The sequence below is a fragment of the Haloarcula nitratireducens genome (assembly GCF_019599505.1).
On the sequence record NZ_RKLT01000013.1, the window covers coordinates 50,383 to 75,627 of the forward strand.

Annotated in this window: 21 protein-coding genes and 5 pseudogenes; 16 read left to right on the forward strand and 10 right to left on the reverse strand. The window is 61.3% G+C overall.

The features are described from left to right. The first annotated feature begins 64 nt into the window (after positions 1-64). A complete protein-coding gene (locus EGH23_RS19265) occupies positions 65-1,003 on the forward strand; it encodes a glycosyltransferase family 4 protein (RefSeq protein WP_220581615.1) in 939 nt (312 codons plus the stop codon). An 844-nt stretch (positions 1,004-1,847) separates the two neighbouring features. Here EGH23_RS19265 and EGH23_RS19270 read toward each other — a convergent pair. Continuing rightward, entirely contained in the window at positions 1,848-2,036 is a 189-nt protein-coding gene (locus tag EGH23_RS19270) for a DUF8172 family protein (RefSeq protein ID WP_220581616.1), read from the reverse strand. Positions 2,037-2,086: 50 nt separating this feature from the next. Between EGH23_RS19270 and EGH23_RS19275 the strand changes: the two are divergent. Further along, a pseudogene (locus EGH23_RS19275) lies at positions 2,087-3,052 on the forward strand (IS630 family transposase). A 9-nt stretch (positions 3,053-3,061) separates the two neighbouring features. Here the strand turns inward: EGH23_RS19275 and EGH23_RS19280 are convergent. After that, a pseudogene (locus EGH23_RS19280) lies at positions 3,062-3,640 on the reverse strand (transposase); the annotation flags it as partial. A gap of 465 nt (positions 3,641-4,105) precedes the next feature. Here EGH23_RS19280 and EGH23_RS19285 point away from each other — a divergent pair. Both EGH23_RS19285 and EGH23_RS19290 read left to right on the forward strand, forming a co-directional pair. Then, positions 4,106-4,861 (forward strand): IclR family transcriptional regulator, encoded by a 756-nt coding sequence (locus EGH23_RS19285; protein WP_220581617.1) that lies wholly within the window; start codon positions 4,106-4,108, stop codon positions 4,859-4,861. Between the two features lie 210 nt (positions 4,862-5,071). Further along, positions 5,072-5,482, forward strand: a complete 411-nt coding sequence (locus EGH23_RS19290; RefSeq protein ID WP_236044951.1) for a TRAP transporter large permease subunit — start codon at positions 5,072-5,074, stop codon at positions 5,480-5,482. A 102-nt stretch (positions 5,483-5,584) separates the two neighbouring features. Here EGH23_RS19290 and EGH23_RS19295 read toward each other — a convergent pair whose 3' ends face one another. Both EGH23_RS19295 and EGH23_RS19300 read right to left on the reverse strand, forming a co-directional pair. After that, complete coding sequence (locus tag EGH23_RS19295) at positions 5,585-5,920, reverse strand: AzlD domain-containing protein (protein ID WP_220581619.1); 336 nt, start codon at positions 5,918-5,920, stop codon at positions 5,585-5,587. 142 nt (positions 5,921-6,062) lie between these two features. Next, the gene (locus EGH23_RS19300; protein ID WP_220581620.1) at positions 6,063-6,602 is read right to left on the reverse strand and encodes an AzlC family ABC transporter permease; all 540 of its coding nucleotides are present in this window, start codon (positions 6,600-6,602) and stop codon (positions 6,063-6,065) included. A gap of 318 nt (positions 6,603-6,920) precedes the next feature. Here EGH23_RS19300 and EGH23_RS19305 point away from each other — a divergent pair, with 318 nt between their 5' ends. Further along, positions 6,921-7,133, forward strand: a complete 213-nt coding sequence (locus EGH23_RS19305) for a hypothetical protein (protein WP_220581621.1) — start codon at positions 6,921-6,923, stop codon at positions 7,131-7,133. Between the two features lie 69 nt (positions 7,134-7,202). Beyond that, entirely contained in the window at positions 7,203-8,051 is an 849-nt protein-coding gene (locus EGH23_RS19310) for a fumarylacetoacetate hydrolase family protein (protein ID WP_220581622.1), read from the forward strand. Between the two features lie 702 nt (positions 8,052-8,753). Here EGH23_RS19310 and EGH23_RS19315 read toward each other — a convergent pair. Further along, on the reverse strand, positions 8,754-9,620 hold the full coding sequence (locus EGH23_RS19315) for a fumarylacetoacetate hydrolase family protein (RefSeq protein WP_220581623.1): 867 nt from the start codon (positions 9,618-9,620) through the stop codon (positions 8,754-8,756). Between the two features lie 88 nt (positions 9,621-9,708). Between EGH23_RS19315 and xacF the strand changes: the two genes are divergently transcribed. The 3 genes and pseudogenes from xacF (at position 9,709) to EGH23_RS19340 (ending at position 13,052) form a co-directional block, all read left to right on the forward strand. Further along, on the forward strand, positions 9,709-11,154 hold the full coding sequence (gene xacF, locus EGH23_RS19320) for a 2,5-dioxovalerate dehydrogenase (RefSeq protein ID WP_220581624.1): 1,446 nt from the start codon (positions 9,709-9,711) through the stop codon (positions 11,152-11,154). 384 nt (positions 11,155-11,538) lie between these two features. Continuing rightward, positions 11,539-11,906: pseudogene (locus EGH23_RS26520) on the forward strand (nickel pincer cofactor-dependent isomerase, group 22); the annotation flags it as partial. 102 nt (positions 11,907-12,008) lie between these two features. Next, positions 12,009-13,052: a zinc-dependent alcohol dehydrogenase gene (locus EGH23_RS19340; RefSeq protein ID WP_220581628.1), complete on the forward strand. Its 1,044-nt coding sequence runs from the start codon at positions 12,009-12,011 to the stop codon at positions 13,050-13,052. 168 nt (positions 13,053-13,220) lie between these two features. Here EGH23_RS19340 and EGH23_RS19345 read toward each other — a convergent pair whose 3' ends face one another. Further along, the gene (locus EGH23_RS19345) at positions 13,221-14,456 is read right to left on the reverse strand and encodes a mandelate racemase/muconate lactonizing enzyme family protein (RefSeq protein ID WP_220581629.1); all 1,236 of its coding nucleotides are present in this window, start codon (positions 14,454-14,456) and stop codon (positions 13,221-13,223) included. Between the two features lie 303 nt (positions 14,457-14,759). Between EGH23_RS19345 and EGH23_RS19350 the strand changes: the two genes are divergently transcribed. The 3 genes from EGH23_RS19350 to EGH23_RS19360 are packed head-to-tail and all read left to right on the forward strand — an operon-like array spanning position 14,760 to position 17,409. After that, positions 14,760-15,947, forward strand: a complete 1,188-nt coding sequence (locus EGH23_RS19350; RefSeq protein ID WP_220581630.1) for a UxaA family hydrolase — start codon at positions 14,760-14,762, stop codon at positions 15,945-15,947. Then, positions 15,944-16,258 carry a UxaA family hydrolase gene (locus EGH23_RS19355; RefSeq protein WP_220581631.1) on the forward strand — a complete coding sequence of 105 codons (315 nt, stop codon included), beginning with the start codon at positions 15,944-15,946 and terminating at the stop codon, positions 16,256-16,258. The genes EGH23_RS19350 and EGH23_RS19355 overlap by 4 nt, the downstream gene beginning before the upstream one ends. Next, positions 16,258-17,409, forward strand: a complete 1,152-nt coding sequence (locus EGH23_RS19360; protein ID WP_220581632.1) for a UxaA family hydrolase — start codon at positions 16,258-16,260, stop codon at positions 17,407-17,409. The genes EGH23_RS19355 and EGH23_RS19360 overlap by 1 nt, the downstream gene beginning before the upstream one ends. A gap of 900 nt (positions 17,410-18,309) precedes the next feature. Here EGH23_RS19360 and EGH23_RS19365 read toward each other — a convergent pair. Further along, positions 18,310-18,549, reverse strand: coding sequence for a hypothetical protein (locus EGH23_RS19365; protein ID WP_220581633.1), 240 nt, complete (start codon positions 18,547-18,549; stop codon positions 18,310-18,312). 40 nt (positions 18,550-18,589) lie between these two features. Continuing rightward, on the reverse strand, positions 18,590-19,369 hold the full coding sequence (locus tag EGH23_RS19370; RefSeq protein WP_220581634.1) for an SDR family NAD(P)-dependent oxidoreductase: 780 nt from the start codon (positions 19,367-19,369) through the stop codon (positions 18,590-18,592). 178 nt (positions 19,370-19,547) lie between these two features. On the opposite strand from EGH23_RS19370, the gene EGH23_RS19375 reads away from it, so the two are divergent. Together EGH23_RS19375 and EGH23_RS19380 are read left to right on the forward strand one after the other, a co-directional pair. Further along, positions 19,548-20,309 (forward strand): HpcH/HpaI aldolase family protein, encoded by a 762-nt coding sequence (locus EGH23_RS19375; RefSeq protein ID WP_220581635.1) that lies wholly within the window; start codon positions 19,548-19,550, stop codon positions 20,307-20,309. A 374-nt stretch (positions 20,310-20,683) separates the two neighbouring features. Next, complete coding sequence (locus EGH23_RS19380) at positions 20,684-21,106, forward strand: enolase C-terminal domain-like protein (RefSeq protein WP_220581636.1); 423 nt, start codon at positions 20,684-20,686, stop codon at positions 21,104-21,106. 134 nt (positions 21,107-21,240) lie between these two features. Here EGH23_RS19380 and EGH23_RS19385 read toward each other — a convergent pair whose 3' ends face one another. Further along, a complete protein-coding gene (locus EGH23_RS19385; protein WP_220581637.1) occupies positions 21,241-22,338 on the reverse strand; it encodes a Gfo/Idh/MocA family protein in 1,098 nt (365 codons plus the stop codon). Between the two features lie 2 nt (positions 22,339-22,340). After that, the gene (locus EGH23_RS19390) at positions 22,341-23,516 is read right to left on the reverse strand and encodes a mandelate racemase family protein (RefSeq protein WP_220581638.1); all 1,176 of its coding nucleotides are present in this window, start codon (positions 23,514-23,516) and stop codon (positions 22,341-22,343) included. Positions 23,517-24,378: 862 nt separating this feature from the next. On the opposite strand from EGH23_RS19390, the pseudogene EGH23_RS19395 reads away from it, so the two are divergent. Both EGH23_RS19395 and EGH23_RS19400 read left to right on the forward strand, forming a co-directional pair. Further along, positions 24,379-24,795, forward strand: a pseudogene (locus tag EGH23_RS19395) (IS4 family transposase); the annotation flags it as partial. A gap of 55 nt (positions 24,796-24,850) precedes the next feature. Further along, a pseudogene (locus EGH23_RS19400) lies at positions 24,851-25,181 on the forward strand (transposase domain-containing protein); the annotation flags it as partial. Between the last annotated feature and the right edge of the window lie 64 nt (positions 25,182-25,245).

Here is a 25,245-nt window from a genome sequence, read left to right on the forward strand (position 1 = left end):
CTACCGTCATTAGACCGTGGTTGGCGCATCATTACTTTGTGTCACAGACCGGATAGAGTGGCCGATGAGGATTCTCCATCTTGTGACCCACCGGTCATCGTTCTTTGACCGGCGAATCGAGAGTCTTCGTAAGCGGGGGCATACATGTGATATCGTTACTGTTCCTGGTCGTGACCTCGATGACCGTGCCCAGCGCAAAGCAACGACCCGATCATTCCAACACTATCTTCGCTTCTACAGACATGTCCTCTCGGCCGTCCGAGACTCTTATGACATCGTCCACGCCCATTATGGCCTCACATCGCCATTCGCACTCGCCCAACCGCACCGACCGGTCGTCCTCACGTTATGGGGAACAGATCTATTCGGTGAATTCGGATGGCTCACCGAACGCTGTACTCGACTGGTTGATGAGACTATTGTGATGAGTCATGAGATGGCGACTCACCTCGATGGGGTAGCGACAGTAATTCCTCATGGGGTCGATCTGGACCTATTTAAACCGATGGACCAACAGACTGCCCAGCAGGCGGTCGACTGGGATCCCACAGCCGCACACGTTCTCTTCCCGTATACACCCTCACGGGAGGTGAAAAACTACCCACTCGCCGAACGCGTCGTCAAGCAAGCTCGCCCTCGAATCGACCGTAACGTGCGACTGCATGCCGTCTACCAAGTAGAGTTACCGGATGTGCCTGTCTACATGAACGCGGCTGACGCGTTACTGTTAACCTCTCGCCGAGAGGGATCGCCCAACACCGTCAAGGAGGCGCTGGCATGCAACCTCCCTGTGGTCGCAACGGACGTTGGTGACGTTCGGGAACGATTGGATGGGGTCACGCCGTCAGCCGTATGTACCGATGAAACCAGCCTTACTGCGGCGTTAGCACGTGTGCTTGACCACGATGAACGTTCGAATGGACGGCCAGTCGCACGGTTGCTGAGTGTTGACCGGATGGCTGACCAACTGGAAACGGTATATCGTCAGGCACTAGCAGGCTGATTTGCGACGTCTCGAAGCGGTATTTGCTTCCACAAGCTCTCGTTTGGCTCTAGTCCAATGCTTGAGTTTGTAGCAATATACAGATCCACCAGCTTTGTCACAAAGACTCGTCGGAGTACAGGTAATAGAACTACGGAATTCGCCGAAGGCAAGATCTGACTTCCTTAGATTATCTGTGGGCACGGTTTGCGGAGTGTTCAGGAACAAGCTTGACTGAGATACTGGTAGAAGAAGGAACTGAAACCCCATCTTATCGTCGCTGTGTCCCAAATAAGACCAAATTATCGAAATGCACTCTCGAAAAATTGTATTGTTGTACTCGCATACCACGAGATTGGCGCTGGAAAGTGGATCGATGAGGCCGGCTTTCGTGACCAGATGCAGCTGATTGCAGCTACCGAGGATCTCGAAGTGGTAACGCCATCGGCACTACTCGAGGGCATCCTTACGCCGCCGCTGTTGTAGAACAATCTTGATGCAGGAACCGGGAGCGACCCCATTCTTACAGGAGTGTAGTGAGTGTTTGTAACACGAACGGAGCGACTAGTCCCGATTTCCTGTTCACAACGGGTGTGACGACTTTCCCAGCAAGAAATCTCTCCGAAAGTGCTGTCAGCACTTCCAATGTACAGAAGATTCCCTCCTCTTATACTATCTGAGCGCCAGCGCAGTCGAGTGAGTGAACCATAGTAGTCGGCACAGCACTAGGTTTATCCCGCTCGGAAGCTCCCATTCAGCGATGAACCTCGAAGAGACAGTCGATTACCTTGCCGAGGAACTCGACCTCGAGCGAAGTGAACACGTCCGCGAGGTCGGTCAGTCAGTTGTGGAGCTTCGCGACTGATCAAAACAGGTTTTTGAAGTCCCGTTCGACGAGGCCTGCTTCTAAGTAGTCGATGAACTCCCGCTTTGTCGGTCCGGTTCGACTCAGGAGCGCGTCGCGGTCTGCTCGTTGAAGAGTTGCACGAGCAAACGCCCGACAGTGAGCTTCGTGCCGCATCGCGTACGTCGTAAGGGCCTCACGCCAGTGCATATCTATGATACCCGTTAGAACTTTCTGCCCAAAAACTGCTGCAGAAAATAGTGGACCATCTTGACAAGATCTCCGTCAAGGAACTGCAAGACGCTCTCGACAACGGAACGGTAGAAAGCCGATACAACGTCTCTTAGTGGCAATCGTGTACAAGAACGGTGTGATGCAGGCCGAGCTAGCCGAGTGGTACGACGTTCAGCGGCGGACCATCTACAGCTGGCTCAAGCGACTCGACACCGACGAGTCGCTTGAGCAGGCCGTGTCTAATGATATACAAACTGGAAGAATCGGAGAAACTGTTCACGAACCACCCGAGAAGGTTGGAATCGACGTGCTGGCGTGGACGCCGGCGCTCGTCCAAGAGTATCTCGAAGAAACGTACGGCGTGGAGTACTCACTCCCGAGTTGCCGGCGGTTGCTGAAAGAGGCGGGGTTGAGCTATCAGAAACCCCACCTGAAAGCCGTCGAGACTGGCGAAACCGAGCAAGAAGAGTTCTACGATGAACTCAAAAAAGCGGCGGGAAATAGACGCCACCGTAGTCTGTATCAACCAAACCAAGAAATCCGTGCAAGTCGAGCCGCGTGCCGCGTGGTTTCCGCGCGGCACGCAGCCCTCCGTCGAACTGCCTGGCCAACGCGACTGGACGTGTCTGCTGGGCGCGATCACCGAGAACGGTGATTGCTTTTTCTCTCGATTCACTGAGTACGTCACCGCTGAACACGCGAAACATTTCATTTTATCATTATACAAATAATTCGAAGATAACTTGATTATCGTCTTAGATAGAGCGCCATATTTCTAGGCGTCGGCCGTCACGGACCGAGCGGCCCGTGACGACCTTTCTTTCGTGACGTTACCATCGTATTCGTCGGAACTGAATCCTGTCGAGGAGTGCTGGAGACAGCTTCAAGCGTTTCTTAGCAACCGCTTCTTTGACTCACTTGACGAGCTGACGACAGCGATTGCTACAGCTCTTGACCAACTTTTAATCACAAAAGTGAGCAACTACTTCTAACGTTCACTATAGCAGGAGTCGAATCGTCGATTCGTCTGCGGCTTTCCCCGGGATCACGTACCGTTGTCCGGTGCAACGGTTGGCGGTTATGAACACGGGTAGCTTGTCGCCATCGTACGAACCACGGCCACGCGTGGACAGGCCACGCGAGCGCGACTCCTGGTCGCGCTCGCAGCCTTTCTTCTCGGCAGAGACGTACACTTCGTCGATTTCGACTGGTCTAACAAGATCGAGGGGAGGCACATCGAGCGCTCTGGCGAAGTGCTCGATGCGCTAGTGCATCGTTTTGTGTGTCACTTCGATTTCGCACTGGAGTCGGCTGAGACTCGCGTTAAACCGGAGGAACGCGTAAATTGAGAACAGCCACTGTCGGAGCGCCATCTTCGAGTGAGCGAAAATCGTGTCTGTCTTGTCGTTAAACGTGTGGTCACAATTCTTACAGAGACACCGCTGAAACTCTCTGTAGCTGCCGTATCTGACCGTCCGGTCAGAATGGGAGCGGGGACAGCTAACACCGTCACGCCAGCGAAACTGTTGGAGCAGGTCCACTGCGGCCGATTCCGACTCAAACACATCGAGCGGAATCATTCGTGTCGGGCACCGCTGACGCGGTGCTCTTGTGATCTTCGACTCCGTAGCTACCGCTCAGCAGTATCGATAATCTCTACGCAAAAGGAACTCAGTATTACTGAAATATAGGCATAACAGATGTACTACTGATATAACAATATCAGACCCCGGATTTGCTGGTTTAGAAGATAAATAGTGTTTCAGTATTGTCGGAGCTAGTTTAAGATAGCGCCCAGCTGACTTCGGTCGTTGACGCAATCTCAGAAAAGGTAGCGAAACCCTTGGTACCAAGGTGGTGTAACCGACAGGCGTGACCTACAACAACAAAGCAGCGGCTCGCAAGAGCGAGAGCAGTACTGAAGAGCTAATTATAACATTGACGACGCTGTTCGGTCAGAGAGCATCTTTAAAACCACGCACAGCGGACAGTCGGGCCCAATGCAATTCTGAAGATTTATTTGGCTAATCAATACTTGTATCAGTATGGTCGAAAACAAGGTCAAATCAGTCGAAAAGACGTTCGAAATCGTCAGAACGATCCAAGAGCTTGACGGCGCGTCGCTGACGACGCTCTCCCGGGAGATGGGAATCCCCCAGAGTACGGCCCACAACTATCTTAAGTCGCTCGAAGAGGCAGAATACCTGACTGAGGATGACGGTACCTACCATATAGGAATCCGGTTCCTCGAACATGGAGCGTACGCTCGGGCCCGCAAGCGCGTCTACGAAACTGCTAAGCCCGAGGTCGACAAGCTTGCCGAGGAGACCGGGGAACTGGCGAACCTACTCATTGAGGAACACGGTCGCGGGAGCTATCTCCGTCGTGCTCGCGGCGAGGATGCTGTACAAGTCAAGGCCCACGTCGGGACCCGCGTCTATCTCCACAGCACCGCTCTCGGAAAGGCGATTCTCGCGAACCTCCCTGCCGAACGCTGCGAAGAAATCCTTGACCGTCACGGTTTGCCCGAACAGACAGCGCGGACGACGACCGACCGCGATAAGCTATACGAAGAACTCGAGACGATTCGTGAGCGCGGGTACGCCTATGACGACGAAGAACGGCTTGAGGGACTGCGCTGTGTCGCTGCGCCCATTCAGAGCAACAGCGACCGAGTTCTAGGGGCAATCAGTATTGCTGGGCCGACGAAGCGGCTACGAGACGATGCCTTCCACGAAAAGCTACCGACGAAGCTCCTCGAAGCAGTGAACGTAATCGAACTCAATATCACCTACTCGTAGTCATTCTCGTTTTGCCGGAGATTCACGACGTCCAATTAAATACGGAGAGAGTGACTATCCCGACTACGACGGACAGGTTTACACGACCCACGGCCAGCGCCGTCGAAAAACAGCATCGACATTATTGAGTCAATCGTAGGAAGATCGACGTTATGCCCGAATTGGGGCAGGTTGATATGCTGGTAGAGATATAGTAGGTTCTTGTCGTGGATGCTCGCCAAAGAGGGCATCGCGTGGGGACTCGGCACGACGCTCGTCGAGATGGGAATCGGTCCGGAAGCGTTCATACCTGTCGTCGGGCTCGTCCCGCAGTTCGTCGGCATGTGGCTGGAGATCGGCGCCGTAACGGTCATCCTCGCGCCGACGCTCGCTACCATTGCCGAGACGCTCGGCATCCCTGCCTACCAGTTTAGGACCACATTCGTCGTGACCCTGAAATTCGGACTCAGCACACCCCCGCTGGGGATCCGCCTGTTCGCTACCTCGAGCGTCTCTGACCGGTCGGTCTGGGCGATTGGCAAGCAGGTCCTTCCGTTCTACGTTGCCGACATCTTCGTACTGCTGTCGATCATTTTCATCGCCCAACTGAGGATAATGCTGCCGAGCGCCGCGGGCGGCTAACCTATAGACCGGTTACTTATCGCGCTCGTAGCAATCCACGCGCCACGGAGCCGCGCCGTTCGGTGAAGCCTAGTTTCGCCGGCCGAACCAAAGCCGGGATACCTACGCGAGAAGTCGCAGTCCCCAGAAGACCGCCATCCCGACAAAGATCGTCGCTAACACGTTCTCGCTCGCCCACGCGGCCAGGGCGGCAGCCGCACCGGCTAGAAGCTGGTCATTGCCCGGCCTGACCGCCAGCTGGCCGTCTTGGACGAGCAGGCTCGGTATCACAAGCGCTGCGAGCACCGCGGCGGGGACAAACCCGAGCGCCCGCTCAAGGCGCAGGGGAATGTCGCCGACGCGCCCAAGCAGGAAGACGAACGACGCACGGAGGGCAAAGGTGAGCAGGCCGGCGACGACGATGACCGCCCACAGGAGCCAGTCGTCAGTGGGGGTCACGCACGACGCACCTCCTCAAGGACCATCCCTACAACGACGCCCGCGACGGCCGCGGTAATCAAGTCAAGGTTCATCGGGAATGCTCCACCGAGCACGGCGGTGATGCCGGAAACGGCGGCCACCAGCCCGTGAACGCGGTCTTTCAGTTCGGGGACGAGGATGGCGAGGAAGGTGAGCGGGACGACAAACCCGAGCCCCCACTGGTCGGGAACGGTCGCCCGGAGGATGATACCGCAACGGTGCTCACCTGCCAGACGATCCAGATTGCCGCGCCCAGACCGAGCACGTACCACTTCACGGTGACGGGCCGGTCGTCGTCCTCGACAGCGACGATTGCTAGCGCGTACACGTGGTCGGTGAGCAGGTAGGCGAGTAGCGACCGCCACCGCGCCGAGAGGTCCCGCAGGTACGGGGCGATCGACGCGCTGTACATCATCATACGGATGTTTATTACTGCGACCGTCAGGATGACCACGGGCGCACTAGCGCGCTGGGCGACTAGGTCGATGGCCGCGAGCTGGGAGGTCCCGGCAAAGATCAGCAGCGACATGCCCATTATCTGAAGCGGGTCCATTCCGACATCGACCGCGGCCACGCCGCTGATCAGTCCGAACGGTGCGATCCCGAGCAGTACCGGCCCCATTGCCTTCACCCCGGCGACGAAACCGCGACGTGCAGTCATTACTGGATGATAGACCGAACTTGTCATTAACCCTCGTTTTTTCGCCGATCGAGCGGCGGTCTGCCCGGACCGACGATACCGTCGCCGGATGGCGGGGGGAGGCTGCGGATGAGAGGTGGGGGTTGCGGGTGACCGGAAGTGGCGGCGAGTGATATCCATGAACGCAACGGTTATGCCCTATGCCCGAACCACTCTCGAACCACACGAGCAAGATGCGAGGAGTAACCAGCCGAGAACGTCATGCCACGGGAGCTGAGACGGCGTGGGGAGAGTGAACCGCCAGGAGACCACCGTCGCCGTCGCCGCGGGAGCGAACTAGTGGAATCCGAACTTATCGGCCTGCGCTCGACGGCGCGCGGGTTCGGCGGAATGGTGGCGCCGCCGCTCGTCGGCCTCGCAGCAAACGCGCTCGGTTTCGAGCCCGTCTTCCTCCTGGTGAGCCTCCTCTCATGGATTGGCCTCGGAATTGTCGCCGCGTTCGTCACGGAGAGCCACGACCCGACGGCGAGCGCCTCGGGGACCGTGTCTTGACCGCACAGCCCCGCGTCCGCCGGGCAGCCACAGAAACGCTTAAGTGACAAACGTGATCCCATACAACTGGTGAAATTCGTTCGATACAGCGCCGGCGGTGGCGGCCACTGGGGCGTCCTCGACAGCGACACCGTGCACTCGCTCGCCGACGCACCGATCCGGTCGCCGTCCCTGCAAGATGTGGCGGCCGAGAGCTACCGAAGCCACGTTGGGCAACTCGTCAGCGAGGGCGCGCTGACCACCCACCACGTCGACGACGTCCGGGCGGTCGCACCGGTCCCCGAACCGGGGAAGATAGTCTGCGTCGGGATGAACTACCGGGACCACGCCGAAGAGCAAGACGAGGAGATCCCAGACAAGCCGCTGCTGTTCGGCAAGGCGCCGACGGCCGTGACTAACCCCGGCTCCCCGATCCGAGCCCCGCCCGAGATAGATGAGGTCGACTATGAGGTCGAACTCGGTGTCGTTATCGGGCGGGAAGCCTACCGCGTCGACGCCGCGGACGCGGAGGATCACATCGCCGGCTACACCGTCGTCAACGACGTGAGCGGCCGGGACGCGCAGTTCGAGGACGGCCAGTTCCTGCGTGGGAAGAGCTTCGACACGTTCGCGCCCCTAGGACCGGTCCTCCGGAAGGGGGATGGGTTCGACCCGAACAACGCAGACGTTTCGCTCCAAGTCAACGGCGAGACCAAGCAGTCCTCGAACACCGAGGAGTTCATTTTCGACGCCTACGAGCTGGTTGAGTACGTCAGCCACGCGATGACGCTGCGTCCCGGCGATATCATCTCGACGGGTACCCCCGGCGGCGTCGGCATCTTCCGTGACCCGCCCGAACTGCTCGAACCCGGCGACACCGTTGAAGCCGAGATAGACGGGATCGGGACGCTGTCGAACCCCGTCGTCGACGGCGCGTAAACGGGCTGAGACACGGTCAAATCGTCAGCCCCGGTGCGGCGAAATAGCCAGTCTGATCTCAGTGAATGGTAGCCAGTCTGAGCTCGGCGGCGATAGCCGACGGACTCGGCAGTGGATTGGATAGCTGACCGCTACGTCCCTGTCCAGATAGCCGACTGTGTCACGACCCGGACCGGACAGCCGCCGGATCCGAGTTCCAGCTGGAATAGCTGATAAGCCCGACGCCAGTCCGGACGGTGTCTGACAACCGTGTCTCTTGTTGTAACTGTGGAACAGTATTCAGTACATACGAATGCCCGTCCAGCGTTTCGCGGCTGGGAATAACATTTTCATGTACGTTATACTACCTTGATCCCTGTCCCGCAGCCGCCGAAACATCCGACGCAGCTACACCGAACTGAGAATCGCGATTTGGGAAATTGCGTTCAGTATCTCCGAACGAACGGTTAGCTGGCCGGATCGGACTTGACCGCGCGTAAAGTGGCCGAAGGAGTAAACAGTCATTGGGGACCGCGATTGATCGGGCAGCGGTGTCCGACTCTGTGGAATCGGGATAGTCGGAGACGCACGTGACCCGGCTGTCGATGACGGTCAACGCGACGACCGTGCGGCTACGTGGTCCGCGACAACGAAAGAAGCGGAGACAGTCAGCGACCGGGAGCGATGCGCGACGGTCCGACTGGGGAGTGCCAATCGTCGCTATCAGACGGTCCGGACATCGTTCCGGAGCTGGCCGATGTTCTCGACATCGATCGTGATCTTGTCGTCCGGTTCGAGTGAGAACTCGTCGTCGGGGACGAGCGCCGTCCCAGTCAGGAGTATGGCCAGGTCCGGGACGCTGTTGTGGCGGGTGTAGTACGAGACCAGTTCCTCGCAGGTGCGATCCATCTCGCCCGTCGACGTTGAGTCCCGGAACAGCGTCTCGCCGTCCCGGGAGATATCAATAGTCATCTCCAGGTCGTGTGGGTCACCGATCGTCGATGGGGATGCGACCGCCGGGCCGACCGAACAGCAGCGGTCGTACACCTTGGCCTGGGGGAGGTACAACGGGTTCTCGCCCTCGATGCCCCGGCTACTCATATCGTTGCCGATGGTGTAGCCCACCGGTTCGCCCCTGTAGAGGACGACCCCGAGTTCTGGCTCGGGGACGTCCCAGTCAGAGTCCTCGCGGACTCCGACATCCTCGTCCGGGCCGACGGTCCGGTTCGGGGTGGCTTTGAAGAATATCTCGGGCCGCTCGCTGTCGTAGACGTTGAGGTACATCTCCGGCATCGAACTCTCCGCTTCCCGGGCCTCTTCGCTAATCCTGTAGGTAACGCCGGCAGCCCACACCTCGTCGGGGACGACCGGCTGGCGCGGCGACTCGATTGCCGCCGGGTCCAGTTCGTCGGCCGCGTCGAGGTGTCGGTCAGCGATCTCGTCGACCGACGACTCGCTTATTACGGCGGCCCGCGCGAGGTCCTTGAACCGTCCAAGGTCTTCGCAGGCGCTGGTGAGATCAAAAATGCCGTTCTCGTTCTCGACCACTAGTCGTTGCTCTCCGTCCCTGCGTACGGTGTAATACCGCATCACAAATCGGTTCAAATTCATATCACATAAATATACCGGCAGTCGCAACCGAAAACGGTCTAAAAGTCGATGTTGTACGTCCGGATGGATGACAGCGCGCAGACGTAACTACGTTGACGGTGCGTGGACAGCAGCCGAAAACGGCGAGACGTTCGACGTCCTGAACCCGGCGAACACCGACAAGATCGTCGCGACCTATCAGCGCTCCTCGCGCGAGGACGCCGAGGCGGCCGTCGCGGCGGCTGCCGCCGCGGCGGACGACTGGGCAGCGACGCCGGCAAGCGACCGCGGCGCGATTCTCCGAGACGCTGCGGCCCACCTCAAGGCGCGCAAGGACGAACTGATCGAGCAGATCACCCGCGAAGAGGGTAAGACGCCGGACGAGGCGGCGCCCGAGGTTCAGCGAGCCATCGACATCTTCTATTATTACGCTGAGAAGGCGTTCGATTACGGTGGAGACGTGAAAGACGCTGGCGGAGAGAATCGGTTCATCACGACCTGGAAGGAGCCTATGGGCGTCGCGGGACTCGTCACGCCCTGGAACTACCCCATCGCTATCCCTGCTTGGAAGATGGCCCCCGCGCTTGCGACAGGGAACACGGTCGTCATCAAGCCAGCCAGCCTCGCACCGGGATCGGTACACGCCATCGTAGAGGCCCTCGACGAGGCTGGACTCCCCGACGGCGTAGTGAATATGGTGACCGGGCCCGGGAGCGAGGTCGGTGACGTGTTTACAACCCACGATGAGGTTGACGCCGTCTCGTTCACCGGGAGCTCCGACACGGGCCACTTCGTCTACGACGCCGCCACCGACGACGGCAAGCGTATCCAGACGGAGATGGGCGGCAAGAACCCTACCGTCGTGCTGGACAGCGCCGACGTCGAGGAGGCGGCAGAGGTCGTTGCCGCAGGCGCTTTCGGTGTCACCGGCCAGGCCTGTACCGCGACCTCGCGGGCCATAGTCCACGAGAGCCTCTACGACGAGTTCGTCGACGCCGTCGTCGAGCGGGCCGAGAGTATGTCAATCGGTCCCGGGCTTGACGGCGTAGACATAGGCCCACAGGCCAGCCAGAGCGAACTCGAGTCGACGCTGGAGTATATCAACATCGCCGACAGCGAGGGGGCCACCCTTGAGACTGGCGGCGGGCAGCCCGACATCGACGCCGGCGGATACTTTGTCGAGCCGACCGTGTTCAGCGACGTCGACCCCGAGATGACCATCGCACAGGAGGAGGCGTTCGGCCCGGTGCTGGCCGTACTCTCCGTAAGCGACTACGAGGAGGCCATCGACGTAGCGAACGACGTCGAATACGGCCTGTCCGCGAGCATCGTGACAGACGATTACGCGGAGGCCCGCCAGTTCGCCGACGACGTCGAGGCCGGCGTCGTCAAAATCAATGAGAAGTCGACCGGGCTCGAACTCCACGTTCCCTTCGGCGGCGTGAAAAACTCCTCGAGCAACACGTACCGCGAGCAGGGTGAGGCCGGTATGGACTTCTTCACGACAACCAAGACTATCTATGAGAACTACTGAGCGCCTCGTTCTCTGACCCAGGGCCGTTCGGCCCCGCTCGCCGTCAGGAGTAGGTGACGTTGAGTTCGACAGCGTTGACCCGCTCCTTGAGGAGATGTGGGATCTCCTCGGTGAAGCGCTTGTCTTATACCCGGTTCGGAGAGCCGACGACGCTCATCACCGAAGACGCAGTCGCCGTTGCCGAACACCGGCGCGGCGAGACACCGTAAGCCGTCGTGGTGCCCCTCATCATTGATGTTGTAGTCCCCCTCGCATATCTCGGGGAGGTCCTCGCGCAGATGTCGCGGTCGGTCGTCGTCTTGTCGGTGATCGCGGGGAGACCGCGCCTTTCGACCTATATCGTTTCTCTGTTCACCAGGCTTGTGCGCGAGAATCGTTTTCGGGACCCACGGTAACATCATGGGCATGGGTTCAGCCGACCTGGTCCACGAGGACGTGGCAGCGAACGTCGAGGGGACGTCGACGCTGATCAACACCATAACGGCGAGTACCATCCGCGGTGTCAGGCTCCCCCGGTGGTCGAAACGGACCGCGTGGGGCTGACGGCGGCTCTCTCGACGCTCGGTGTCGTATCCGCGGACGACGCCAGGGTGCTCCGAGTCACCGACACTATGCACCTCGACCACGTCTACGCGTCGGCGGCGCTCGTCGAGGAGGCCCGGGACCAGGAGGAGCTGCAGGTCGTCGTCGAACCAGCGCCCATCGCGTTCGAGGACGGCCAGTTCGCCGCCCCGTCGCCGACGGAACGGTAGGAGCGCGGGTCGGGTCCCGGGCGCGACACAGTGCGGGTCGCCCGGCAACGGCGAGGGAAACAGATTCCGTAAAACTATGATGGGTGGAGGTGAGGCCTAACTATGCGCGGACTTGCCAAGACCAGCCGTAGCCACGGTGCCATAGAACTCGTCGACAGAGAGCGACCGACCCCGGCGCCCGACGAGGCGCTGATCGAGGTTGACTACGCCGGTCTCTGCGGGAGTGATGCGGGCATCTACGAGTTCGAGTCGGCGTTCGAGCGGATGGAGCTCCCGACCGTCATCGGGCACGAGTACTGCGGTCACGTCGTCGAGGTCGGCGACCGCGTCTCGAAGTTCGCCGTCGGCGACCGCGTCGTCGAGCGCCCGATCCAAGGCTGTGGCGACTGCTACCAGTGCGAGATTGGCGAGGAGAACGTCTGCCAGGACGCCGTAATAACCGGTGTCGACCACGACGGTGCCTACGCGGGCTACCTCGCGGTCCCCGAGGCAGCCCTCCACCCGGTGCCCGAGGAGATCCCCCCGAAACACGCGGCCATAGTAGAGCCCACCAGCATCGCCGCGCGAGCCGTCGTCGAGAACTCGCGGGTGCGCGCCGGCGACCGCGTCATGGTGGCCGGGCCCGGCCCGATCGGTATCCTCACAGCGCAGGTCGCCGATGCGCAGGGCGGCGACGTCGTCGTGGCTGGGGTCGGCCAGGACGTGAGCTACCGGCTCCCTCTCGCGGAGGAACTGGGATTCTCGACCATCGATGTCGAGGCCGACGAACTCGACGAGCGACGCAGGGCGCTGACCGACGGCGTTGGCTACGACGTTGTATTCGACACGACCGGCCACCCCTCTGGCTTCTCGATGGCCGTTGACGAGGTCCGGAAGGGTGGTCAGATTGTCTTCGTCGGCCAGACCGGTGAGGTGACGATGAAATACTCGCGGCTCGTCCGGGCGGAGATAGACGTCCAGTGTTCCTACGCCTCGACCTACGAGGACTTCGAGCGCTCGCTGCGGATGATTCGCTCGGACGCGATCGAGTGCGAGAGTTTCCTCGACGATCGGTTCTCGCTGCTTGACGCCGACACCGCCTTCGAGGCGTTTTTAGAGGGCGAGACGGTCAAGCCGGTGTTCGACGTCGCCGAACTGCGCGAATAGCGCGGTTCGGAAGGAGAACGGAGAAAATAGTGGTTTCCATGGGTTCGACGGCCGATTCAATCCGCCCCCGAATAGAAGAGGCTGTGTCTGTCCTTCAGCTCGCCTGTCGAGTTCGACCCAGCTATGTAGGATTGGACACCGAGATTCGGCGATTTTCGAGCGCGACGACTACGCTTCGTCGAACAGCGTTTCGCCCTCTGCCAGGTGGTCCTCGACGGCATCGAGGTTCAAGGTTAGACCGAGACCGGGCTCTTCGGGGACGGGCATGTAGCCGTCCTGGATGAGATCGTCCTCTTCGACGAGGTCCTCCCACCAGCCGAGTTCGTAGGAGTGGTACTCCAGCGCGAGGGCGTTCGGGATGGCGGCACCGACGTGGGCACTCGCCATCGTCCCTATGGGTGAGGAGACATTGTGCATCGCGACGGGGATGTAGTAGATATCCGCAAGCGTCGCTATCTTGCGGGTCTCGCGCATACCGCCGACCTTCGGGACGTCGGGCGCAACGATGTCCAGGGCCTGCTCCTCAATGAGCCGGCGCTGGCCATGGGTCCGGTAGATGTTCTCGCCGACGGTGATTGGCGTCCCCGTGGATTGGGTGACCTTCCGCTGGACATCGTGGTTCTCCGGTGGGACAGGGTCCTCAAGCCACCAGACGTCGTACTTCTCGAGTTCGCGGGCCAGCCGTTTCGCGCTGCCCGCGGAGAACGCCCAGTGGCAGTCAAACGCCACGTCGGCACGGTCACCGACCCGCTCGGTCACGCGCTCGACTATCTCCGCCTTGTGTTCGATCTCCGGCGTTCGGAGGTGACGGTTCGCCCGGTCCTTCTCGTAGCCCGAGGGGACGTCGAGGTCGAACTTCAAGGCGTCGTAGCCCAGTTCATCGACGACTCGTGCGGCCTCGTCCGCGCACGCTTCGGGGTTGGCCTCGCCCTCCGTGTGGCAGTCACAGTAGACGCGTATCGCGTCGCGGTACTTCCCGCCGAGGAGCTGGTAGGCCGGCACCTCGATAATCTTCCCGGCGACGTCGTGGAGCGCGAGCTCGATGCCGGAGATGGCGGCGATGTCCTTGCCGGCGATAGAACCCTCGCCGGACATCTTCTGAACCATATGCTCGTACAGCCGGTCGATGTCCAGCGGATTCTGGCCAACGATGAACGGTTTCAGCCGCTCGATGATCTCCGACAGCGCGCCGCCCCAGTAGGCCTCGCCATTGCCGACGCGTCCGTCGTCCGTGTACACGCGGACGAGCGTCCACGGGTAGTTGCCGTCGACGATAACCGTCTGGACGTCAGTGATCTCCACGTCGCGCCCGTGGCCGCGATGCTGGGAGATTCCCATCGTCTCGGCTGAGAGCTCGCGCATGGTGTACTCTGCGTTGGGGTCCTGCAAGTGCTCGTAATTCATCCGTCACTGGTTCGTCGAAGTTATGCATAAAAATACTTCCGAGAGCGATTATCAACTGGCCGGTACTCCGGCGGTTAGTACCCCAGGCCAAGTGCGTCGGTTGCGACGAGTAGTCTGCCGGCGACGCCCAGGGGCGCGGTTAGGAACTCGAACGACGTTGACCAGCCGAAGAGGTCGGTGAGGACGCCGCTCGGGTACTGGACGAGCGCGTAGTCGACCTACATCGTCGCCAGCGCAGCGCCGATGAGCGAGTTCGACCGCGGGCACAGTAACGCTTTTACAGGGGGCGCCGGAGTCACAACTATGGCAAGCTTCGAGGGTTACGAACGCCCAGTCGGACCGGCAGGCGTCCGGAACTACGTCGCCGTCCTGCCCACGTCGGTCGCGGCGTCGCCAGTCGCCGACGAGATAGCCGACCGCGCGGGGGAGAACGTCCGCTCGACGCCCCACCAGATGGGGGGCGACCCGCCGGACGCGGCCCGCGAACAGATAGAACGGACCCTAGCTGGCGCGGGGACAAACCCCAACGTCGGCGCGGCGCTCGTCGTCAGCCTGGGGACGGAGACCGTCGACGCCGACAGGGTCGCCAACGATGTGGCCGACGCCGGTCGCGATGTCGAGACTCTCTCGGTCCGCGAGGCCGGTGGCACGACCGCCGCCGTGGAGGCGGGCGCCGAACTTGCGAGCGACCTCTGGGGCGAGATCGCCGAGATTCCTCGCGTCGAGTGCGATGCCAGTGAGCTGCGCTTCGGCGTCGAGTGCGGCGGATCGGACGCGACGAGTGGGATCGCTGCCAACCCGTCGGTCGGTGCCGCCTGCGACGGCCTCGTTAAGGATGGCGGGACGGCCACGTTCTCTGAGACGCCGGAGTTCATCGGGGCCGAGCACATCCTCTCAGACCGCTGTGCCGACGAGGACGTCCGTGAGCGCCTGCTCGACTATGTCGACCAGCGGGAATCGACGGCCGAGCTGATGGGCGTCGACCTCCGGGGGGCCCAGCCCAGCCCGGGCAACCAGGAGGGCGGGCTGACGACCATCGAGGAGAAGAGCCTCGGCGCGATATCGAAGGGCGGGACGTCTCCAGTCCAGGGTATCGTCGACTACGCCGAGCAACTGCCCGTGGGCGGCGGACTAGTTCTGATGGACACGCCCGGATACGACGTCGAGAGCGTCGTCGGCAAGGTCGCCGGTGGCTGTCAGGTCGTTGCGTTCACGACCGGCCGTGGCTCCACGACCGGTAACCCGCTCGCGCCCGTAATCAAGGTGACGGGCAACCCGCAGACCGCCGACCGGCTCTCGAATAATATGGATGTCGACGCGAGCACGGTCTTCGACGGCGAGTCCATAGACTCGGTCGGCGAGCGTATCTACCAGACACTCCTCGCCGTGGCCAGCGGTCAGCAGACCGCCGCCGAGTTACGCCGCCTCGAGGAGTTCGCCATCAACGAGCTCCAGCCCAACGAGCTACGCGAGCTCCGGGGGAACATATGAAGGGCGAAGTGCTGGGTGACCTCGGCTTACATATGGTCGCCGAGGACAACGTCGTCACCGCCATCGATGACCTCGAAGCAGGCGACGAGATTCCCTACGACGGCGGCGCTATCGAACTCGCCGAAGACATCCCGTTCGGACACAAGATTGCCCTGGTCGCCTTGGAACCGGACGACACCGTCCGTAAGTACGGCGAGCCCATCGGCCAAGCGACCGAGGCGATAGCGCCCGGCGAGTGGGTCCACACGCACAACATAGAGAGTAAGCGCGGCCGCGGCGATGTCGACGCGGCCGAGGAGGAGGTGGCCTGATGACACTGCCGGAGACCGGCGGTGCCTCCTCGGGAGAAGCGACCGACCCGCTGGAGGCGACTGTCGACGCCTACCGCCGCGCAGACGGGAACGTCGGCGTCCGGAATCACGTCCTTGTCGTGCCCTCTGTCATCTGCTCGCACATCGTCGCCGAGCGCATCGCCGATGCGACCGATGGCGCCGTCAGCGTGCCACACGATCACGGCTGCGCCCAAATCGGGTCCGACCACGAGCAGACGGAACGGACGCTTCTTAATATCGCGCAGAACCCCAATGTTGCCGGCGTGACCGTCGTCGGCCTGGGCTGTGAACACTTACAAAGCGGCCCATTCGCCGACCGCGTCGCCGACGCCGACGTATCGGTGCGCGAGACGGCTATCCAGGATGCCGGCGGTTCGGATGCCTGCATCAAGGAAGGCGTTGAGGCGACGGGCGAACTTGCCGAGGAGGCGGCCGCCGTCAACGCCACTGAGGCCTCGCTGTCCGACCTAACCGTCGGTGTCGTGAGTTCTGACCTCGCCGGGTCGACCCGGGAGGTCGCGGATCCGCTCGTTGGTGGGACGGTCGAAGCGCTCCTCAATGCGGGTGCGTGCGTCGCCGTTGCTGGCACCGAGCGGTTCGTGCCCCATACCGACGCGGCCATCGCCCGAGCGGCAAATGACGAGGTCGCAGCGGCGATGCGCGAGGCTGTTGAGCGTGATACCGACCAGCCCGGGAACGTCCGCGGGGTTGTCCGCACCGCCGCGGAGAGCCCCTTCGAGGACGTCGCGGGAACCTGGGGTGAGGCCGACATCGACGAATTCGTCCCCTATGGCGGCCGACCGTCCGTTGACCAGGGGCTCGTCGTCGTCGACGCGCCTTCCCGGTTCGAGGAGGCCGCGACGGCGCTCGCGGCCGCCGGCGCATCGATAGTCATCCACGTCACCGCCGAGGGGGTACCGACGGGCCACCCGGTGGTCCCCGTCCTCAAGATCACGGGCGAGGGCTCAACGGCCGCGGTGCTCGCGGACGACATCGATGTCGACGCCCGGTCGGCGACGCCCAGGGACCTGCTCGCGAAACTGCGGCGCGCGGCCGACGGCGAGTCGACGGCCGCGGAGCGACACGGCCTCACGAAGTTCGCCATCAATCGTGTCGGCCCGTCGCTGTAGGTCGACGCGTCTCGCGCCCTATCACCCCGACTGACCGACCTCTGGAGCGAGTGCCGTACCGGCGGCAAAAATGGTCTGTCACCGAGTACCATTATCCAGGCGAGCCCCGGCCCGCGCATCCGCTGGTCCGGTAGATGCCTGATTAAACTTAAACTATCCCACTTAGTGGAATTTTCAACAGTAGTGAACATACGGTCGGCGCTGACAACTGCTGAGCGAGTGTGGCGAGTGTGGCAGTCAGGTTTGATCCAGAGGAGACTCCCGGACCAGATTTACCACTACAGTTCTCGGTGTGTACGTTTCACAACTGCGAGCCTCCGATTGTGCAGACTCAGACAACACCCGCGGGCCGCACACTTACTCGACAGTCACCGTGTCCTCCGGGGATCCGTCATAGACGAAAGTGGCCGACTCGTGCAGTAACTGAGACCATTGTAGAGATAATGAGGTAGTTTAGATATATTTTGTCACTCTACATCTGGTCACAACGACGAACGGGTGGGGGCGTGAAACCAGCCGCTCCGGCCAGAAACGATCGCATCCAATATGTCCGAGCACCGCTCTCGAGCCGGTAGTATCCCGTTCCCGGTGTCGTATGGCCTGTACGTACCCGTTTCTTTCCCTCACCGAGGTTAGTTACCGGGAACTCTTGTTCACTATATCTGACGGGTACGCGGGGTTACCGGAGCCGGTGGCTCCGGGTGCGCCGACTGAGAAGGTCGCCTGCAATCGTGCGACGGCCGCGGATCACTTGAGGACGAGCATCGCTCGCGTGACCGTCCGGGTCTCCGAGTCACGTAGCGTACTCTGGATATCCCCGGATTCACGCGGCCACAGCTGCGGTACTCACTACACGTCACGAAGTAGGCGAAGACGACGAGATCGTCCTCAGAAAGAGCCTCACCGGTGCTGGTTCGAACCTCGCCGCCGCGGTCGGTACCTGGTACAGCGCCTCATATCCGAGGATACCCTCCCAGAGGCGGGGTACCCGCCCTGTCGGATATGCAGTTCCGAGCCACAGATGTTCGCGTGGATGATCTCAGTCAAGAAGCCGCCCAGTTCAGGCGTCGGCAATTCGTACCCCTTCAGCTGGGTCGGTTCCGGCTCGGCGAGGTAGCCGACGACGTCTGCCTCGCTCATACGACGGGCGAGGACAGCGCAGTACAAATTCTAGGGACGATCACTCCTCGAAGGTAGCACTGAGGAAGCCGTCGTCGACCGTGAGTATCTCGCCGGTAGTGTAGGACGCGGCGTCACTGGCGAGGTACACCGCGGCGCCGGTTATCTCGGCGGGCTCCGCGAGCCGTCCGTTCGTCGTCCGGGACTTAATCACTTCGTAGCGGTGGTCACCCTCGCTGTAGGTGCCTTTGGTCTGTTCCGTGCGGACGAAGCCCGGCCGGATAGCGTTGACCCTGATCTCGGGTCCGAGTTCGGCGGCGGCGGCGCGGGTGAACGCGTCGATCCCGCCCTTGGCCGTCGTGTACGCGGCGAGATCGGGCAGCGCCGACACCGAGGACGCGGAGGAGATGTTGACGACGGCGCCTTCGTCCATACGTTTGGCGAACACCTGCGTCGCCCGGACCGGCCCATCGAGCTGGACGTCGAGGACACCCTCCCACTCGTCTTCGGTCACCGCGGAGACGCTGCTCCGGGCGATGCTACTCGACGAGTTGACCAGGACGTCGACGTGGCCGAGCGAGTCGATCACATCGTCGCGGAGGCGTTCGAGTGACGCTCGGTCGGTGACGTCGCAGGTGGCTTCGACAGTCTCGACGCCCCGCTCACGGATCTCCGCGGCCGTTCGCTCGACCTTCTCCGGCGTTCGCGAGGTGGGAACGACGTCGGCCCCCTCCGCGGCGAATCCAAGTGCGATAGCGCGTCCGATCCCGCTCGTTCCGCCGACGACGACAGCAGTCTTACCAGCGACTGTGATCGGCTGGTGCGTGTAGTCGAGAGGCACGCTAGATGGATCGACCGGGTCCCACAAAACCCTTCCTAGCCGCACCGGCGCCGTATTCTGGTGGCCGACGACACAGCCGGTGTTACCGACTGCGTGTGCCAACAGTTGCCCAGTGGCGGGGCATCGCGGCAAACGCCTATCACTGAGATTAATGTTCCCCCGGGTGCATACTCACTGTATGGGTGAGCAAACCCTCAAGCAGCAACTGGAGAGTGGAGCAACGACCGTCGGCACGTTCCAGAGCATCGACTCAGCGGCCGTCGCTGAGGTGAGTGGCCTGGCCGGCTTCGATTTCACCATCTTAGACCAGGAACACGGGCCCCTGACCGCGGAGACGTCGCTCCCGCTGTGCGCGGCGGCCGAGCGCGGCGGTGCAAGCCCGGTCGTCCGGGTCCGCGAGAACGCTCCTCCCGAGATACAGCGCGCGCTGGACATCGGCGCCGCCGGCGTCCAGATCCCCCAGATCGAGAGCCGCGCCGACGCGGAAGCCGCCGTCGCCGCCGCGCGGTTCGAGCCCCTCGGCGAGCGCGGCCTCTCGCCGTACGTGCGGGCGGGCGAGTACGATGGCGGTGAGAACTACACTGACGAGCAAAACGAGTCGACGCTCGTCATCGTCCACGTCGAGGGGCAGGCCGGCCTCGACAACCTCGACGAGATTCTCGCGGTTGAGGGCATCGATGTCGTCTTCCTGGGCCCGTACGACCTCTCACAGTCACTTGGCATCCCCGGCCAGGTGACCGACGACCGGGTCGAGGAGACGATGGAGGATGTCTGTGAACGCGCGCGCGAGGCCGGCAAGATTCTTGGCACGTACGCCGACACGCCGGAATTGGCCCAGCAGTGGATCGACGTGGGCATCCAGTACGTCGCCGTCTCCGTCGATGCTACGCTCCTGAAGGGCGCGTTCGAGGACGTCGTCAAGGCGATCGACGCCGAGTGAGCACGTCGAGCGACCGGCGGTAGCGGCGAGCCCGAGAACGACGCGTCGACTGGGTGGTGCCACCTTGCCCGACCCATAGGACAAGCTCCAGCCTCGATGGGTCGCCGACTGTCATAGCAGCGACAGCCGTCCGGACGTCAAGGCGATACCGCTCCGCTCGACCATCGAGGAGCCGTTCGGCTACGCGGAGGCGTGGGTCGACGAGCGGACGGTGCTGCTTGTCCGCGTCGAGGGCGCCGACGAGACCGTCAGCTGAGGTGAGTACTGGGGCCCCGTCGTCGGGACCCGCGAGACCGTTGCGGAGTTTCTCCCGCCCTGCGTCGGGCGGCGGGACCTGACGAACGTCGAGCGTATCTACTACGACCTATAGACGCTTGCCGAGCGACCTAGCAGTTAGTGGTGCCACTGTCGTCCGTCAGCGGCGTCAATGTCGCGCTCTGGGACTTCGGGGGACGCTCTGGGGCGGGTCCCTCGCCCCGTTGCTCGGTGGCCGCCGTCGGGACGCCATTCGGGCCTACGCGACCGGCCACCACTTTGAGCACGGCGCATTGCTGACCGAGCAGTACAACCAGATCGGCGACGAGGCCGCCACGAACGCCGAGCTGTTCGGCGCCGTGAAGGCGATGGTTGGCCTCGCCCCGCTCGGGCACGCCCCTGCAGAAGACGTTGAACTCGTCGCGCGGATACGCGAGGCGGTCGGCCCGGACGTGACGCTCATAGTCGACACGAACTACGCGTGCAACGCCGCGACCGCCCGACAGGTCGGCCGCGAGCTCGCGGGCATAGACGTCTACTGATTCGATGGAGTGGTCCCGCTCGAGGATGTGGAGAGGTACGGCTGGCTCCAAGATGCAGTCGGCGTCCGGGTCGCCAGCGGGGAGCTCACGCAACCTGTGAGAAATAGGCCGGCGGCGACCGACTGCCTCGACGCTCACCAAGAGGTGATCTCGACGTCCCGGAGCGGGCGGTCCAGCGGGATAGCGACCGTCGACTCGGTGTAGTGAGAGATGTAGAAGGCGACGATGATTTCCAAGGAGCGCTTTGCCTCCTCGCCGGTCGAGCCGTTCTCCGCGGTCCCGTCGAGGAGGGCCTCGACGTGGTGGGCCGCGTTCGCGAACGAGCGCTGGTAGTCGTCGTCCCAGGTCCAGGAGCCCTCGATACCGGGCAGAGGTTTCTCGACGTGGTCGCCGTCTTCCATGCGCCAGTAGCGCCACTCGCCGTCGTCGTTGTTCATATAGAGCTTGCCCGCTGACCCGACGAAGTTCAGCGTCATCGAGGATGGTTCGCGCGGAACGGTACAGTCGATGGTCGTGAACGTCCCGTCGTCCATCACGACGTACCCGCCGCCACCGGCGTCGTCAACGGCCTGGGCGGCGTCAAGCGAGTCCACGGCTTCGTTCTTGCCCGTGATGTAGCCGCTGACCTCCTCGGCCCGTGTATCGAGCAGGTAGATGAGCGTGTCAAGGAGGTGCGTCGAGTTGCGCAGTAGTTCCATCCGGAATTGGGCGCTAATCGAGTGGACCTCGCCTAGCAGGTTCTCCTCGTGCATCAGATCCCGGAGCGTCTGTAGCTTATCCGTGAACCGGAACGAGTGGTTGACGACGAGTTCGGCATCGGCCTCCTCGCAGACATCGATCATCTCCTCGGCATCGGCCACGGAGGAGGCGATCGGTTTCTCACACCAGATGACGTCCGGCGAGGCCGCCGACTGCGCGGCATCCACGACGTGCTCGTGGTGGAGGAACGAGGGGGTACAGACGGAGACAGCGTCGAGATCCTCGGACTCGAGCATAGCCTCGTGACCGACATATTGCCCGTCGGCGGGGATATCCCAGGCCTCCCCGAACGTCGCGAGTTTCTCCTCGTTGACGTCGGCGACGGCGACGAGTTCGACGTCGTCGGTGCTCTCGTAGCCGCCCGCGTGGCTCGCGTCTATCTTCTCGGTCCCGATGGCCTCCTCGTCGTGCATACCGAGGATACCCATACCTGCGATACCGCCCGTTCCGATGATGCCTGCGTTGTATGTCATTATTACTCGTAGACGTGGATACTGCCCGTGGCGTTGTCTTGGATGTAGTCCCAGTCGTACTCGACACCCAGTCCCGGCTCGTCCGGGACCTTGACGGTCCCGTCGTCGTCGACGGCGTCGATGTAGTCGGAGTAGCCGCCCTCGTAGACGGGTGGGGTCGAGTTCTTCGCGTCAGGGTGGACCAGTGCGAGTTCGTAGTAGTTGCTGTTGCGTGTCGCAGCGAAGCAGTGGCGCTGGGCCGGCCCCGGAGCGTGATACTCTACGTCAAGGCCGAACCCTTCCGCGACGCTGGCTATCTTCATACAGCCGGTGATGCCCGCGTCGTACTCAGGGTCGGCGCGGACAAAGTCGGTCGCGCCGTTGGCGACGAAGTCGGTGTGGGGCTCTAGCCCCCGGACGTGCTCGGTCTGGAGTATTGGTGTGTCGAGGCGTTCATTCAGTTTCTCGTGGCCATGCTGGGAGATGCCGCCGTCGCGGTAGGGGTCCTCGTACCAGAAGAAGTCCTGCTCGTCACAGGCCTTGCCGACCTGCAGGGCGTCGGCCCAGGTCTCGTACTCGCAGGCCGGGTCGAGCATCAGATCCATATCGTCGCCGACGCGCTCGCCGATGGCGTGGACCGTCTCTATCTCGCGGTCGACGTCGCGGGAGGCGTCGCTGCCGCCCCAGCCGTGGACCTTGAACCCGGGGAACCCACGGTCGCGACACTCTTCGGCAAAGTCTGCGAAGGCCTCAGGTGAGTCTAGGCCGCCGTTCTCGTCGCCCTGGTACGTTGAGGCGTACGCAGGCAGGCGCTCGCGGTACGTGCCTAGAAGCTCGTGGATCGGGGCATTGTAGTACTTCCCCGCGAAGTCCCACAGCGCAATGTCGATCGGGCCCATACCCATCCGGTCATACTTGCGGAGGGCGCGTTTGATCTCGGACCAGTGACGCTCCCGGTCGAGCGGGTTCTTCCCGACGAGGTAGTCAGCGAACATATTAATCTGCGCCGCTCCGGGGGAGCTACCGCCAACGTACTCGCCGGTGATCCCTTCGTCCGTGTGGATCTGCAGGGCGAACAGCTTCCGTTCGGTCGTCTCGCCTGGGTCGTAAACGAGGTTGAACCCGGCCTCGTCGGTGCCGACGTCCTCGATCGAATAGGCGAACTCGGTACTCTCTATGCGGGTGATCGTGGGGCTCACGAACGGCGGTTGGGCGGCTCCTCGCTTAAATCTATCCGCTTGGCGATGAGTCGTATTTATTTTTGAGGTTCTATAGCTTGAATGAGGTTCTATTGACAACATAGTATTTTAGACCGCCACGCTGACCTTTCCAACAAACGAGAAAATCACTAGACAGCAGGTGGATCCAAATCTCGGCCAGCAGCATGCGGGGGACATCGTGTGCGATAGCTGTGGTTGATGCGGCCTGCGACCCGGCTACTGACCGCCGCCAGTGAGTGATCTGAGAAGAGTTGACACCTCTAGACGTGTACCATTCGTAATGAAGAATACTCAACGTGGGCTGTTAGTGAAGCATCTAATTGAGGACGAACTCGATTAAGCGATTACGGACGCGCAATCGGCAGACGAGAGCCATCTCGTCCGGCGGCTGTATCTCTATCAGGAATCTCTATGAGGGCGATACGCGTGAACCAGTAGGCCGACGTGTCGGAATCTCTCGATCCACGATGCGTTGCTGGGCACGCATATGGAATGATGATGAGGTAGAGAGAGACTTTGGCCACGCTTCGGCGGCGGCAGCCGGTTGCCAAAGCCCACTCTTGCGCAGTAGGACGAACTGTGTGCCATCCTTGAAGACGGCCACCCGTGGACGTCCAGGCAGATTCACGCGCTAATCGAGGACTACTACAGCGTCACGTATTATTCGGCTCATTTGAACCAGAAGTTTCGGGAAGCTGGAATGAATACATTAGATCCGCGCCCGATGAATCTGCGTCGTCCCGACGACGCCGAAGAGGTTCGCGCTGAGTGCCTGGATAAGACGTTCGTCGAGGACAACCCCGAAGAGACGGCTGACGAGTTCGTCGCCGTCCGAATCGTGGACGATGATGACGACGATTATCTTTATATCACGACTCGATCAAGAAACGAGCTCTTGTCGGTAGGTTTCACAACGCTGTATCGGTTTTGCCGAGAGGTAGAAACGTTGATCCGTGAGTTTAAGACGCGTTACGAGCTGGTCAAGTTCGATACTAGCAACGCAGATGTCGTGAAAATCATCATTCTGTACGCAGCGCTCCTGTCGCCGCTGGTGACTCGCGATCTGTTGAATCTGGTTACCGAACAAACCGACGGTGAAATCATATTCCTACCGGAACGCTGGGCAGCGACCTTTCGATCACATGTCCAACTCAGCTTCTACGAACTCGGTGAGTACCTCGGCTATTCACCATCTACGTTATTGGAGCGGTTGTTCTAAGATGCACAGAAAATCAATCAACAACGACCGATTCTATAGGAGACTCTCACTACCGCTACGCAACCGAGGTGTAAGTTTTAGCTAAAGACGAATGGTGATTTGCATCAACAATCAGCAATTCTGGCTGTACGCCGCTGCTAACCCACAGATAAGTGAACCCTTCACCTCTGATTCTTTTTCCACATCTACTATTACTCTCACTAAGATATTTCTCTGGGAATATTAGTCAAAACCGACGTATCTTTCATTGATAGCGCATAACACCTCCAAACAGTACTCCGACGAGCCAGCCTCCAATTTCAGGTACGTCGCCACAGAAATCGGAACGCTGTCGAACGGATTTTTCGAGAGTTGAAGCGGCGAACCTCGTCGTTTTCGAACTGCTTCAGTCATGTCAGCCCGAAACAGCCGAAAATTGGTTGTAGAGCTTCGCTCGCTGGCACAATGCTCCAAACTAAACACTCCTACCTCGCCACTAAAGATTATAAA